General features: G+C 45.2%; 12 protein-coding genes and 1 other RNA gene. 1 reads left to right on the plus strand and 12 read right to left on the minus strand.

Annotation, left to right across the window (positions count from 1 at the left end):
- Positions 1–209: 209 nt before the first annotated feature.
- The 8 genes from purD to I6E26_RS01200 all read right to left on the minus strand — a co-directional run bounded on the left by purD (position 210) and on the right by I6E26_RS01200 (position 9,065).
- Positions 210–1,490, minus strand: a complete 1,281-nt coding sequence (gene purD, locus I6E26_RS01165) for a phosphoribosylamine--glycine ligase (protein ID WP_235319989.1) — start codon at positions 1,488–1,490, stop codon at positions 210–212.
- Positions 1,490–2,083: an IMP cyclohydrolase gene (locus I6E26_RS01170; RefSeq protein WP_235319990.1), complete on the minus strand. Its 594-nt coding sequence runs from the start codon at positions 2,081–2,083 to the stop codon at positions 1,490–1,492. The genes purD and I6E26_RS01170 overlap by 1 nt, the downstream gene beginning before the upstream one ends.
- A 73-nt stretch (positions 2,084–2,156) precedes the next feature.
- Positions 2,157–2,771: a phosphoribosylglycinamide formyltransferase gene (gene purN / locus I6E26_RS01175; RefSeq protein ID WP_235319991.1), complete on the minus strand. Its 615-nt coding sequence runs from the start codon at positions 2,769–2,771 to the stop codon at positions 2,157–2,159.
- Positions 2,764–3,813, minus strand: a complete 1,050-nt coding sequence (gene purM, locus I6E26_RS01180; protein ID WP_235319992.1) for a phosphoribosylformylglycinamidine cyclo-ligase — start codon at positions 3,811–3,813, stop codon at positions 2,764–2,766. The genes purN and purM overlap by 8 nt, the downstream gene beginning before the upstream one ends.
- A gap of 22 nt (positions 3,814–3,835) precedes the next feature.
- A complete protein-coding gene (gene purF / locus I6E26_RS01185; RefSeq protein WP_235319993.1) occupies positions 3,836–5,275 on the minus strand; it encodes an amidophosphoribosyltransferase in 1,440 nt (479 codons plus the stop codon).
- 74 nt (positions 5,276–5,349) lie between these two features.
- Complete coding sequence (purE, locus tag I6E26_RS01190) at positions 5,350–5,838, minus strand: 5-(carboxyamino)imidazole ribonucleotide mutase (protein ID WP_235319994.1); 489 nt, start codon at positions 5,836–5,838, stop codon at positions 5,350–5,352.
- Between the two features lie 173 nt (positions 5,839–6,011).
- Positions 6,012–7,544: a DUF6930 domain-containing protein gene (locus I6E26_RS01195; RefSeq protein WP_235319995.1), complete on the minus strand. Its 1,533-nt coding sequence runs from the start codon at positions 7,542–7,544 to the stop codon at positions 6,012–6,014.
- A 171-nt stretch (positions 7,545–7,715) separates the two neighbouring features.
- Positions 7,716–9,065 (minus strand): MATE family efflux transporter, encoded by a 1,350-nt coding sequence (locus I6E26_RS01200; protein ID WP_235319996.1) that lies wholly within the window; start codon positions 9,063–9,065, stop codon positions 7,716–7,718.
- Positions 9,066–9,207: 142 nt separating this feature from the next.
- On the opposite strand from I6E26_RS01200, the gene proC reads away from it, so the two are divergent.
- A complete protein-coding gene (gene proC, locus I6E26_RS01205) occupies positions 9,208–10,005 on the plus strand; it encodes a pyrroline-5-carboxylate reductase (RefSeq protein WP_235319997.1) in 798 nt (265 codons plus the stop codon).
- A 127-nt stretch (positions 10,006–10,132) separates the two neighbouring features.
- On the opposite strand, the gene cobO is transcribed toward proC, so the two are convergent.
- From cobO to I6E26_RS01225, 4 genes are all read right to left on the minus strand, one after another.
- On the minus strand, positions 10,133–10,669 hold the full coding sequence (gene cobO, locus I6E26_RS01210; protein ID WP_235319998.1) for a cob(I)yrinic acid a,c-diamide adenosyltransferase: 537 nt from the start codon (positions 10,667–10,669) through the stop codon (positions 10,133–10,135).
- Between the two features lie 66 nt (positions 10,670–10,735).
- A complete protein-coding gene (locus I6E26_RS01215; protein ID WP_235319999.1) occupies positions 10,736–13,747 on the minus strand; it encodes a DNA translocase FtsK in 3,012 nt (1,003 codons plus the stop codon).
- Between the two features lie 187 nt (positions 13,748–13,934).
- Positions 13,935–14,286: a transfer-messenger RNA gene (gene ssrA / locus I6E26_RS01220) on the minus strand.
- A 124-nt stretch (positions 14,287–14,410) separates the two neighbouring features.
- Entirely contained in the window at positions 14,411–15,397 is a 987-nt protein-coding gene (locus tag I6E26_RS01225) for an exonuclease domain-containing protein (protein ID WP_235320000.1), read from the minus strand.
- Between the last annotated feature and the right edge of the window lie 15 nt (positions 15,398–15,412).

A 15,412-nucleotide genomic window follows, 5' to 3' on the forward strand; every position in this document is an offset into this window, starting at 1 on the left:
ATTTTCCCTTGTGTAAATTGTTTTTTACAATCAAATAATAATTAACAAACGCCCCATTCAAACATGAAAAATTTCACTTAAGTAAATTTAATCAGTTCAATAATATAACATATGTCCAATTTTGTCAATATAATGTCCAAATATTAGACAATAAAACGGTGCATATTCAGCAATCAGCTAAAAATATGCACCGCTGCATACAAAAATATTTACTTATTAAGTCTTTCCAATGCCCAATGAGCAATATCATGACGGAAATGAGCATCCTTAAAGGAAATCTTGTCAACTCCGGCATAAGCCTTGTCAACAGCCTCCTGAATGCCATCAGCCTTGGCTACTACACCCAGCACGCGGCCTCCATTGGTATAGATATGGCCATCCTTGGCACTGGTGCCTGCTTGGAACACAGTACAGCCATCAGCCTCGGAGGCATCAATACCTACAATTTCATCGCCCTTGTTGTAGGACTTTGGATAACCGCCAGCAGCCATAACAATACATACCGCTGCACCGTCGCTCCACTTTACCTCAGTTTCGGCCAGCTTGCCATCAATACATGCCAGCATAACATCTACCAAATCACTTTCCAGCAGAGGCAGAACAACCTGAGTCTCTGGATCACCGAAGCGAGCATTGAACTCTACTACGCGAGGGCCAGCCTCAGTAACCATCAAGCCTGCATAGAGACATCCCTTGTACAGACGTCCTTCCTGCTCCATAGCCTTGATAGTAGGATCCAGAACTTCCTTCTGAACCTGAGCCAAAAGCTCTGGAGTACCAACAGGAGCTGGAGCATAGGCACCCATACCGCCGGTATTAGGTCCCTTGTCGTGATCATAAACACGCTTGTGATCCTGAGAAGGAACCATAGGCACGATGGTCTTGCCATCTGTAAAGCAAAGAACGGAAACTTCCTCGCCTACCATAAACTCCTCAACAACCACACGGCTGCCAGCAGCACCAAAGGCCTGATCGCCCATGATTTCATCAATAGCCCCCAGAGCCTCCTCCAGAGTCATGGCTACAATAACACCCTTGCCTGCAGCCAAGCCATCAGCCTTGATAACGATAGGAGCACCTTCCTGACGGATATACTCCTTGGCTGCCTCAGCCTCAGTAAATACCTCGTACTTGGCAGTAGGGATATTGTACTTCTTCATGAGATTCTTGGAAAAGGACTTGGAGCCCTCAATCTCTGCTGCTGCCTGTACAGGGCCAAAAGCCTTGATACCTGCTGCATTAAAGGCATCTACAGCACCATTAGTCAATGGCACCTCTGGGCCTACTACAGCCAGCTCTACATTCTTCTCCTGAGCCAGCTTAACCAGAGCATCATTATCTGTAATGGAAATACCATCAATGCACTCTGCCAGCTGAGCCATACCAGGGTTGCCCGGTACTGCATAAATCTTGTCTGCCTTGGCACTCTGAGCCAGCTTCCATACCAATGTGTGCTCACGGGCACCACTACCAATTACCAGTATATTCATTATTTGTTCACCTGTTCCATGAGATAGTTCTGAATGCAATCATCATACTCTGCAGTGTGCTGGAAAGCCTCCTGAGCCAGCTGCATACGCAGCATTCCACCTACGCAGCCATCCTTGGCTACACACTCAGCAACCTCGTCGTAGCGAGCAGGGTTGGTAACAACAGTAACGTACTTGAAGTTCTTAGCAGCAGCACGAATCATAGCAGGGCCGCCGATATCAATATTCTCAATAGCCTCGGCCAAAGTAACATCAGCCTTGGAAATAGTCTCCTTGAAAGGATAGAGATTAACTACTACCATATCAATAGGAGTAATCTTGTGCTCCTGCATAGCCTTTACATGGGCAGGGTTATCACGAACTGCCAGAATACCGCCATGAATGTATGGATTCAAGGTCTTAACACGGCCATCCATAATTTCAGGGAAGCCAGTTACATCACTAACATAGGTTACAGGAATACCTGCTTCCTTAATAGCCTTCATGGTACCACCGGTGGAAACGATTTCCACACCTGCAGCATGGAGCTTCTTGGCCAGCTCAACAACACCGGTTTTGTCGGATACACTAATTAATGCACGTTTGATTTTCATAGTAGTCTATCTCCTTTTCTCATTGGTCAAAGCATTATTTAAGCCCTAGGGCCAAATAATTCCCTGAGCCTGTTTATGGTTTGATACGGACATGACGATCATCTATAAGTTCCAGACGACCATCAACGAAAAGCTCTATAGCCTTTGGATAGAGAATATGCTCCTTGGTCAGAACTCTGGCAGCCAGAGTATCCTCAGTATCATCATCCAGTACAGGTACAGTGTCCTGCAGGATAATAGGACCATGATCCATACCCTCATCCACAAAATGAATTGTACAGCCAGATACCTTGGTACCATAGGCCAACACATCACGATGCGCATGAGCCCCGCCAAAGGATGGCAGCAGGGATGGATGGATATTCAAAATGCGATGGCGATACGCCTCCACAAAATATGGACTGAGTATGCGCATAAAGCCAGCTAAAACTACCAAAGTAACATTGGCAGCCTTTAGTTCAGCCACCAGCTTTTCCTCAAACTCCTGCTGAGTGCTGCAGGCCTTGCGATTAACACAAACACTTTTGATGCCTGCCTCGCTGGCAACCTGCAAAGCTCTAGCTTCTGGCTTGTCTGTTAGCACAATGCCGATTTCTGCCTTAATCTGACCAGACTCAATAGCAGCCATAATGGACTGCATATTGGAACCTCGGCCAGAGCAAAGAATACCTAAAATATGGTTACTCATCGAATACGCCGCCCTTAACAATTACTTCATGACTGCCCTGAGTAACCTTGCCGATTTCGTATACAGCTTCGCTGCGAGCCTGCAGATCAGCCTTAATCTTCTCTGCCTCGTCAGCAGAAGCAATGATAATCATACCGATACCCATGTTAAAGGTACGATACATTTCATGCCAGTCTACATTGCCCCATTCCTTCAACAAATTGAAGATAGGTGGAACAGGCCAGCTGGTAGCATCAATCTCTGCGCCCATATCCTCTGGCAAGGCACGAGGAATATTCTCATAATAACCGCCACCAGTTACATGAACCATACCGTGAATATCGAATTTCTCAATAAGAGGCAGGCAGGATTTTGGATAGAGACGGGTTGGAGTCAAAAGTTCCTCACCAATGGTCTTGCCCAGCTCGTCAATGTACTCATCACCCTTGAAGCCCTTTACATCAAAGACAATTTTACGAACCAGAGAGTAGCCATTGGAATGAACACCGGAGGAAGGCAGGCCCAGAATAACATCTCCAGCCTTTACCTTTTCACTGGTGATAATCTTGGACTTCTCCACAGCACCAACAGCAAAACCAGCAATATCATATTCTCCCTCAGCATAGAAGCCAGCCATCTCAGCAGTCTCACCGCCGATAAGTGCACAGCCGGACTCCTTGCAGGCGTTGGCTACACCCTTTACTACATCTGCTACCTGCTCAGGCTCCAGCTTGCCTACAGCCAGATAATCCAGGAAGAACAAAGGCTCAGCACCCTGTACCAGAATGTCATTAACACACATAGCAACAGCATCCTGACCAATGGTATCATGCTTGTCCAGAATAAAAGCCAGACGCAGCTTGGTGCCTACACCGTCAGTACCAGAAACCAATACAGGCTCCTTGTACTTAGTGCTCATGGCAAAAAGGCCGCCAAAGCCACCCAGATCACCCAATACCTCTGGACGATAGGTTGCCTTTACGCTGTCCTTAATCAGCTTTACAGACAGATTTCCTGCATCAATATCTACGCCAGCATCTCTATAAGTAAGTTTCTTTTCCATCTAATCCTTTTCCTCCTGTATATTAAGACTTCTTACGCTGTTCAAATACATATTTGTCATGCTCGGCAGGAGAAGCGGTCTTCTGCTCTACCGGATAACCGCCGTTGAAGCAGGCATAACACATATGATCAGGCCCCAGCTTGCCCATGCAGTGCTTCAAGCCCTCCAGGGACAGGAAGTGCAGGGAGTCAGCCCCGATGTACTCACAAATCTCCTCCACGCTCTTGGTGGCTGCAATCAGCTCCTTGCGGACGGAGGTATCAATACCATAGTAGCATGGATAAACAATAGGAGGAGAGCTAATGCACATATGTACCTCTTTGGCACCAGCATTGCGAAGCATACGAACAATCTTGCCACTGGTGGTACCACGTACAATAGAATCATCCACCATAACTACTGATTTGCCCCGAACGGCAGAAGCAATAGCATTCAGCTTAAGCTTCACAGCAGTATCACGCTTCTTTTGGGTAGGCTGAATAAAGGTACGGCCAATATAGCGGTTCTTCATCAAGCCCTCTACATATGGAATGCCAGATTCGTAGGCATAACCGGAAGCAGCAGTATTACCAGAATCTGGTACAGAGATAACAATATCTGCCTTGTAGTTAGTTTCCCTAGCCAACACCCGGCCCATCTCAAAGCGAGCTTCATGTACACTAAGTCCATCCAGTACAGAATCGGGACGAGCAAAGTAAATATACTCGAATACGCACATGGAAAGCTTGGCATCTGCAAAATGATAGCTCTTGACACCATTCTCGTCAATAACCACCATCTCACCTGGCTCAATATCCCGCACAAATTCTGCTCCAACTACGTCCAAACCGCAGCTCTCAGAAGAAAGAATCCATGTATCATCGCCGATTTTGCCCAGACACAAAGGACGGAAACCCTGTGGATCTCTAGCACCAATCAGCTTATTCTCAGTCATAATGGTGAGACAGTAAGCACCCTGAATCTTGTTCAGGCTCTCCATCACCTTCTCCTCCACAGTGGCCTTGCGGGATCTGGCAATCAGATTCACAAAAACCTCGGAGTCAATAGTAGTCTGGAAAATAGTACCTGCATCCTCCAGCTCCCGACGAATCTCGGTAGCATTAGTCAGATTACCATTATGAGCCAGACTAATCTTGCCGCCAGAGTAGTTAACCATAAGTGGCTGGGTATTAGCCAGCATGCTGGAGCCGGTAGTGGAATAACGAACATGGCCAATAGCAATATACTGGTTGTCCATATGAGGAACCTGATGACGGAAAACCTCATTTACCAAGCCCATGCCCCGAGTAACATCCATCCAGGCGCCATCAGTAATGGCAATACCTGCACTTTCCTGACCACGATGCTGCAGGGAATACAAGCCCAAATAGGTCATGCCGGAAACATCCATTTCATGGGAATATACGCCATAAACGCCACATTCCTCTTTCCACTTGCTGCCTTCAACTTCTACACTATACATTGTTGTTCTATTTCTCCTAACATTGACACAGCTCTCCCACATATGGGGAGCCTTGATATGCGGCAATATGTTGGTCAACCCAGCTGCTGCTCTACACGGGCTGCCTTCTTTTCTACCTCCTCAACCATGTTCTGGCGATAGTCCTTCAACTTCTGAGCCAGCTCAGGATTGGAGATAGCAAACATCTCTACAACAAAAATAGCCGCATTCTTGGCACCATTGATAGCCATAGTAGCTACAGGAATCCCTGAAGGCATCTGTACAGTGCTCAGCAGGGCATCCATGCCGTTGAGTGCGGTTGCATTAATAGGTACACCTATAACAGGCAGAGTTGTGTAGCTGGCAATAACGCCTCCCAGATGGGCAGCTGCCCCAGCAGCAGAAATAAAGGCGCATACACCACGCTCAGGAGCAGTGGTAACAATTTCCTTTACTCTGGCAGGAGTGCGATGAGCGGAAGCTACAATAACCTCTGCCTCAATGTCGAATTTCTTTAAAAGTTCATAAGCAGGCTTCAGAATAGGCCAGTCGGAGTCGCTGCCCATAATGATAGATACCTTCATGTTTTAATCACTTTCCCTTCGTAGAATATCAACAATATAACCTTGTGAATTAAAAATCAATTCTATTTTACCATAGCCACACAAAAATTCCTAGTACCAAGCCCTAACAAATTAGCTGGAAATAAAATTATGTGAAAAATTGCAAGGCCATAGGTCCTTAATAAATAAAAATTTTAAACATCCTCATCACTGACAATAGCCAAAAAACCTGCTGTGCCTGTTCCTAATCGTCGCTGGTATTCACCTACAATGCTACGGAACAGCTTACTGTCCATAGGAGATGTCATAGCCAGATTCAAGAGAACCTCCAGCATGTTTTCATCCATCTTGGTCAAATAGTGAGCTTTGGTACATTTATCCAAAAAGGCATTGAGTTTTTTCTCTGCCTTTTGTTTTTCATTTGTAGTGGCAGAAAGCTGCGCATGCAAAAAATCTCCAATAAGCATAAGCAGCTTGTTCATGTCCTTGTCATTTTTAATCATGCTACTATTCTGCTTTGCTTTTTTGCCTTTATGTTTTTTTGCCGCCTTGTCCTCTACATCCGGCATATAACCGCTGCTGCAGCCCCAATCTGCTCTAGGATCCGTAGGTTCCCATTCCTCATCATCGAAATTCTCTACAGGATTACGGCCTGCCAGCACATTTGCTCTCATGGTTACCAGCTGTGGTACTTCATCCAATACTAATTGAATATCCAGCTTTTGACAGAACACTTTCATAAATTCGTAGGATTCCTCGGAGCCCACCACAATCTTCATAGGACGGCCATCCTTCTCCATAGCCTCTGTCATAAAGCTCATAATGGCATTTTGACCTTCAACCCGCATGAAGAAATTGTCCATAAACATAATATGGCCCATAGATTCATCATAGATAATCAGAGCATCTACATATATACCGGCACCCTCTCGAAGCAATTCTTCTACCTGGCCGCCAACATTGTAGGTCATCCTATTCATCTCGTGTGTGAATTTTTCCAACTGCCAAATACTGCCATTTTTAGGGAATCGTTTCATGCGGACAGTATCAAAATCATTAGGCAGCAAACGAGGCCAGTTCAAAGTGCCAGCAGGAGGTAGATTTTCCTTGCCTAGCTGCCAGCTGCCATTAGCCTGCTCCAGCAATACAGGAAGAGTTATCTTTTCTTTTATTTTTTTACCGTAGTGTCCCTGCTGTGGCAGCAATTCCCCTGCCTCCAGCCTTCTATCCAGCTCATCCAGAGCTTTCACAAAGGTTTCACAGGCGGATATTTCCTCCACACTATTCAAATCTCTGGTATAAAAACCTGGCTCAAGATGATGAAAGAGTGGATAACATCTTCTGCCACGGCATTTCAGTCCATGCTTATCACAATAATCCTGAATCCACTCTGCTTCTTTCCAATGCCTCAACTCAGATTTGTTTACAAAGGTAAAATAATAAACATTCTGCTGATTCAAAAAACTTTCGCATTCATAATCCGAACTATTATCCATCAATCCTTCATCCAACATATAGCGAACCACAGGCAAGCCATATGCCTTGTCGTAAATAGCAAAGCCAATAGCATCATCTTCAGTATTTATAACAGGCAGTCCATACCACATACCATGATGTTTGGTCTTTATTCCTATCAAAAAATCCCAAGGCAGGTTTAACCAATGCTTTTTCTTACGCATGGCAAAGGCCTTGGTATACAGATTGTCAAGCTTTTCAAAATCCAGCATAATTTATCCTTTCACATCAACAGAAATAATCAGCGATAACAATTGAGCAATTTCAGTCTGTTGATTGACACACTCATTCGTATTTTATGTTATTATATTTCCTCCCAAAAAGCAAGAAACTTTGTAGGAATTTATTGTAGTTTGCTGTAGTATTTTGTCTGCTTTTTGATTTTATTTAGCATTAGCTCCAAGGATTTTTCCTCTATAGTGGATATACATCCCTACAATCATAGCTCCCGTTACCAGCCAGCTAATGGAATAACAGGCCATAAGTACATCATAGGTAGAATATACCGCAAATACGCTATACAGCCAAATTATCCGCACGCCACAAATTCCCACCAAAGTCAATATGGCAGGCCCTAGTGAATAGCCATAGCCTCGCAGAGCGCCCGAAAATACATCAATAAATACCTGCAAAAATTCTGGTGCCACAATATACCATAACCGAACAGTACCCAGGGCTATAACATTTGCATCTGGATTGAAGAATCCCAAAAGCTGCTGGGACAACAGCAGCACCAGAACCGCCATGCCCATAGTAGAGCCGAGAGCCAGCATCATCCCCCGTTTGGTTACCATCAGGCATCTAGCCATATTCCCCGCGCCGTAGTTTTGACTAACAAAGGTGGTAGTGGCCTGAGCAAAAGCATTTAAGAAGCAATAAACGTTGATTTCAATGGTAAAGGCTGCTGCCGAGGCTGCCATAGCATCTGGTCCCAGACTGTTAATAGCTGCCTGAATCAAAATATTGGATACAGAGAAAACCATGCCCTGAATGCCTGCTGGCAAACCTATTTTAATAATATTTTTCAACAGCACCCTTTCTGGACGCAACTTGCTTAGCTGCAACCGAAGTCCCTCTTTGGCATGAAGCAGCTTCCAACATAAAATACCAGAACTAATACCATTGGATAAATCCGTAGCTAAGGCTACGCCAGCCACTCCTAAGCCTAGCTGAACAAAAAGCAAATCCATAATCACATTGGACATACTGGACACCATGAGAGCCATCAAGGGCGTTCTCGTATCTCCCTGAGCTCTAAAAATGGCCGACTGAAAATTATACAGGGCCAAGAGAGGCATACCCAAAAGATATACTCGAAGATAGGTTTCTGCCATCTCCTCTACCTCAGAGGGAACCTGCAGCCATTCGATAATAGCTCCTGCTGCAATTTGGCCAATAATTGCCATAGAAAAGCCAATAATCAAAGCCAAGACAAAGGCTGTATGCAAGGCCGCCTGAGCCCGCTCTCTTTGCTTGGCACCAATAAATCTGGCAATGATTACATTGCCGCCAAGGGATAATCCCAAAAACAAATTCACGATAATGCCAATAATGGCAATATTATTGCCTACAGCAGCCATTGCCGTAGTCCCCACAAACTTTCCTAGCACCGCCACATCAGCTGCATTGTACAGTTGCTGCAGCATACCTGTCAAAGCCAGCGGCAGGGCAAAAATCACCATTTTGTCCCACAGGGAACCGTGAAGCATATCAATATTTTTACTCTTTGCCATTATTCACACCTCGAAAAAAATTTCCAACTATGTTATAATATCCCTTGGGCAAATACAATCGTATTTTGCTACATCAACCCACCTTACTCTTGAAAGGAGCGAAGGAATCGCTGTGCTTATCCCTTGACAGGAAGTAAATACAGTGGGTTCCGCTTATATGAAAAAACTGGGATTTATCGGTATGGGCAACATGGCCCAGGCCCTGGCTATGGGCTTCATCAATGCCAAAGCTATTGCCAAGGAAAATGTTTATGCCTATGCCCCCCATCAAGAAAAATTGCTGAAAAATGCTGAAACTATTGGCTTTACGCCAGTAGCAACCTTGAAGGACTTGGCACGGAGTGTTGATACACTGGTCATGGCCTGCAAGCCTTATCAGATTGAAGCCGTTATCAATGAACTAGGTAAGGCTCTAGAGGACAAGGCACTGATTTCTATTGCCGCAGGCTGGGATATTGCCAAGTATCGTCAGTTTATCACTACCAACACCAGATTGCAATTCATTATGCCAAATACTCCTGCTATGGTAGGGGAAGGCGTCCTGCTTTTTGAGGAGGAAAACACCCTTACTTCAGAGGAGCATCAGCAGATTGTGGAGTTGTTCCGCTCTGTTGGCCTGGTAAAGGAGCTGCCTTCTAGATTAATGGGAATCGGTGGCACTGTAACCGGTTGCGGCCCTGCCTTTGTAGATCTCATGATTGAAGCCTACGGAGACGCTGCTGTGAAATACGGTCTTCAGCGCCAGGATGCCTACGTTCTTATTTCTCAGATGATCCTTGGTTCTGCCAAACTGCAGTTGGTTTCCGGCCAGCATCCTGGTCAGCTAAAGGACAATGTCTGCTCCCCTGCTGGTACTACCATTCGAGGTGTCACCGCTCTGGAAGAACAGGGCTTCCGCAATGCCTGCATCAAATCTATTGATGCCATTATGAATAAATAGTAGTGCTTCAACTACACAGTGCAACAAAAACACGCTACTGATTTTTACTTACAAAATCAACAGCGTGTTTTTTTGTTATTCTATCACATATACAATAGTTGTGACAAGACGATAATATACAATTGCCTTAGAACTCTATGCCCCGCTGAGCCTTGATTCCCTTCTGGAATGGATGCTTAATCAGCTTCATTTCTGTTACCAAATCCGCTCTGTCTATCAATTGAGGATGGGCATCCCGGCCTGTTAGCAATATATGCTCCTGAGCCGGCTTCTTATCTAGCAAGTCCAATACATCATCAATTTCAATCAAACCAAATTTGACAGCATAATTTATTTCATCCAGAATCACCAAATCATATTCGCCAGATGTAATAATCTTCTCTGCCTCCAGCATGGCCTTGTGGGCAGCCTCAATATGCTGTTGTTTCTCTGCCTCGCTTTTGGACATCAGCCCCAAACCCATCGGACGAATCTCAATCCTGCCATTGATTTCTCCCAACTTGGCAATAGCTTCCAGTTCACCATATTTCCAGCCACCCTTGATAAATTGCAAAATCATAACCCTTAGGCCACTACCCCATGCTCTAAGAGCCAAGCCTAGAGCCGCCGTAGTTTTTCCTTTGCCATCACCGGTATGAACCATAATCAAACCTTTTGTTTCCATTGCCTTACTCCCTCCTGCAGTTCTTCAATTCTTTGCGCTCATACCATTTCCCAGCATAGCCAAATTTTATTGACTTTCATAATTATCCATAATCTCAAAGGCCTGTGCCTCTGTTACCAATATATCCCTTGGCTTACTGCCCTGAGGCGGGCCCACAATACCCAGCTGTTCCATCGTGTCCAGCAGTCTGCCAGCCCGGCTATAACCAATATGATAACGACGCTGGAAGCTGGAAGCAGAGGCATTGTTGCTGGACATAACCAGCTCCACAGCCTCCCGCAAAAGACTATCCATATTAGTCTTGGCTGGCTTATCTTCCTCTGGCTCATTTTCCGCCTCAGCAGCCTTGTTGGTAAAATCAATAATCTCCTGATTGGCCTCAACCTTGTGTCCCTGGCTCTTAATATATTCTACCAACAGCTCCACCTCTTTATCACTAACAAAGGCACCCTGAATACGGGTAGCCTTGTTGGCTTCCTGTGGCTTGAACAGCATATCACCCTTGCCCAACAGCTTTTCTGCACCAGATGCATCCAATATAGTACGGGAATCAATCTGAGAGGTAACAGCAAAGGAAATACGAGAAGGAATATTGGCCTTGATAACACCTGTAATAACATTAACAGATGGCCGCTGAGTAGCCAACACCAAATAAATACCGGCAGCTCTAGCCTTTTGGGCAATACGGCAGATAGCATCTTCCACATCATGGGGAGCCACCATCATTAAATCAGCCAACTCATCAATAATAATTACGATGGAAGGCAGTTTCTTCTCAGTTTCCTCCTCAAACTGCTTATTGTAGCCATCCATGTTGCGCACCCCAGCCTGAGCAATCAGTCCATAACGCTTTTCCATTTCCTGTACAGCCCAGTTCAATACTGAGGCAGCTTTTTTGGCATCTGTTACCACAGGAACCATCAAATGAGGAATATCATTGTACACAGACAGCTCTACCATCTTAGGATCTATAAGAATGAATTTGACTTCTGTAGGCTTGGCCTTGAACAGAATACTGGTAATAAGGGTATTAATACATACAGATTTACCAGAACCAGTAGCACCAGCCACTAAGAGATGAGGCATTTTGGCCAAATCTGCAAAAATAGCCTGACCGCTAATATCCTTGCCCAAACCAACTGTCAAACGAGATTTGGCCGCAGCAAAGGCTGGATTTTCCAGCACCTCTCGCAGCTGAACGCTTTCCAGTTCCTGATTTGGCACCTCAATACCAATAGCTGCCTTGCCTGGAATCTGCTCAATACGCACTGCCGAGGCCGCCATATTCAAAGCAATATCATCAGCCAGCCCCGTAATCTTGCTTACCTTAACACCAGGAGCAGGCTTTACCTCGTAACGAGTAACAGCAGGGCCATGACAGGCATTGAGAATAGAAGCCTTCACCTTGAAATTGGCCAAGGTTTCACCCAGAATACGGGCATTGGCTGCAATTTCCTGATTCAGAGTTTCACTCATTACCTTCACTTTTTTGGATAAAAGATGAAGAGATGGCAGAATATACGGCGGAGGTGGAGGCTGAATCTCTATGGAAGTCTTGGACAAATTGCCCGCAGCAGCAGCGCTGGCAGTATTACTAACAGGGTTAGCCACAGACGTGCTGACTGCTGGCTTGGGAAGTTCCTGAACTGCTGGCTCCTCAATTTCCCCACTATCATCTGGCACATTCTCTGTTATATCCACGCTCTCCTGACTATAGCTAATATCCATATCATCTAGGCCATAGTCGTATGCCTCAGCTTCAATATCATCTTCCGGCTGCTGCAGCTGTAGACTGTCCCAATCTAAATCCTCATCTGTAGCATTCTCCACTGTAGTATCCTCTACTGTAGTATCAAACTCTGGCTCTGCCTCTACGGCTTCTGTTTTCTCTTGACCAATAGGAGCTGACAAATCCAATTCCACAATATCATCAAAAAACTTAATAGCATCATGGCGTGAACTGTCAACAGAAGCATTGTCCACAGCAGAATCTTTCTCTAAATTAGAAGCTTCCGACTGTTCCCGCTCTGGATGAAGCTCTTCCTCCGAAATCCCCAGCTGACTAGCCAGACTTGGCACCTGATCTTCCGGCTCCACATCACTGGCAAATTCTGCCCCAAAGAAATTGGCTGCCACTGGATTGGCATCCACCAGATTATTCCCTGTAGCCTTCGGCTTCTGAACAATCTTATTTGGCATCTGAGCCAATTTACCTGACTTCTCTGCTGCCCTGCTTCCTGGCAGAGAATCGTCTTTCTGCGTCTCTGATAGTTCCCGATTCAAAAAGGCAGATTCCTCCTCATAACGACTAAGGAACTCCCTTCCTTTTAGTTTTTGCAGTTTTTCACCTACACTCTGTACCTGCTCTTGCACATATTCCTGAACATGCTCCTGCACATATTCCTGTACCTGCTCCTTGGCCTTAGTTCCTACTTCAAGGGTTTTATCGTAAGCCACCACCGTAGCCTTTTTGGCCACCTGTGCCCCCTGCTCTGCCTTTTCCTTGGTGGTAAGGATTCCCTTAGCTAAGGACCAGGTAGTTACCACCAGAGCACTACCTAGAAGTCCTGCTCCCAGCAGCACCGGTGTGCCATCAGTACCTACTACCTTATGAAGAATCAGCGTAAGGATGCCTCCCAGCAATCCGCCTCCATCCACCAGACTTTCTGGCAGAATCTCAGCACCTTCCTTAACCACCCAGTGATGATACATTCCCAAGCCACAGGTATAAAATAAAATTCCTCCTACCATACGGGTATTCCAATGGAGCTTGGTATGCTTCATAATATAATAACCACCCAGCCCTAAAAATACTGCAGCAGCCGGCATGGCTCCTATACCAAAGAAATACTGCAGGAACTTGGCCGCCTTAAGGCCTACAAAGCCTACATTCAAGCCTACAATACCACAAAGACAGATAATACCCACAGCTGCCATCACTATGCCCATCAGCTCATAGTTCCGCAGGGAATGATCCTTCTTCACCTCTGGAGCAGCTGTCCCTGCTCCTTTAACAACAGTTTTTCTTTTATTATTTGTACCACGGCCCTTAGAGCTCACAGTTCGTTTTTTTTGCAATTCTCTCACCCACATCTTTTCGTTTTAAACATCCATTCTATATTATATCAGAAAAACCACTTATTGACAAAAATCTTCCTAACAAAAAACTATCACCTCTATTAACACGAAAATAGCCTGACCGGTTACAAAAACCAATCAGGCTATCTATATAAAACACGATATTTTCCATTTTCGCGTTTATTACTGGTGGAGATGAGGAGAATCGAACTCCTGTCCGAAAGCGTTGTCATATAGACTTCTCCGAGCGCAGTCAATGTTTAAATCTCGAATCTAGGCAGACACAGACAACCGCCGTCCATTCCATCCTGGAAAAATTTCCCCTTCAGTCCTCCAGGAGTCAGACATCAGGTATCCCGCAATTGGCCCCTTATACTCTCAGGCGGGAGCTAAGAATACAGGGGTTAGCATCAAGCTGCTAAAGCGTAGTTTTCGTTTGCTTTTATATTTAAAGCGTTTTCACCTTACTAACGGGGCTAGGTGACCCCCCGGCTCGCTATCCATACTCCAGCCACCCCCGTCGAAACCTTTACATCCCCCTGTAAAGGGAAATCGACTGCCACAAAGGCAGGATTTCAGAGTATAAATATTTTGTAATGCTATGATAGCACTATAAAATCAAATTGTCAAACTTTTTCTAAATCACAGAAGAAATATTCTACATCAACCTTCAAAAACGTTACTATAACTGTTGAAATAGTCTATATCCTCAGGTTTCAAATTATAATAATACTTCTCTCCATTGCTGTGAGGCAGTTGGCGGGAACGGAAATGCTCAAACAATTCCTCATACCCCTTGGAAAAATCAGCCAACTGAATCTCTGCCACTACATGACCGTGGCCAGAGCTTCCACCATTAGCCATCTGCTGAGCAGAAGGCTCACCTTGGGATTGATGATCATCCTGACTATTGCTTTCCCTTGCCTCCTCATGCCGATGAGTATTATAAGGCTTGCGGCGAGCCACCATCAGTGTCCCCTCTGGTGTATCTATAAGATAAAGCCACCCCTTAGCCTTTTCTACCATGCGACGATGCATTTCTTCTGCCACCATCTTGTGGAGATATTCCCAGCCTGCATAAATCTGCTCATCCGTAAGGCGAGCCTGTTCCTCAGAAAGAGGACACAAATTATACAGAGTGATAAACTTGCGCATTAAAACTTCGTAGCAGTAAAGAGTAGCCTTGGCATCTGCTGCTGCCGAATGAGCCGAGCCTTCCTCCCATACATAACCACAAAACTCTGCACATTTTATCAGGCTAGGTACATGATAAAAATCCATTTGGAGTTCATCACGATACACGCCCCAGAAAAGCTCCCGCACATCCAGACAACGCTCTGGTGTAAGGCCCTTAATGCCAGACTGCTCCAGAATGCGAACATCATTATCTAGAGCAAAACCTAATATCATCTGACATCGATCAAAGATTTTCTGAATCTTGCGCAGGCAATCCTGAAAATGCGGCTTGTCCTGTACCATATCCGGGCTAATACCATGTACTTTCTCAGAATGAGGCCAACGCCTATTCCTCTTTGGCTTATAAAGGCTATTAAGCACCAGCTCACCTCTGGCACTGTAAATGGCCAGCTCCAGTATTTCATTGTATCTTCCTGTACTTGTGGACTCTGTGTCCAGGCAGGCTATATGCATCTTTTAACCTTCTCT

Origin of the sequence: Anaerovibrio lipolyticus (assembly GCF_021531495.1) — a bacterium.
Lineage (GTDB): Bacteria > Bacillota > Negativicutes > Selenomonadales > Selenomonadaceae > Anaerovibrio.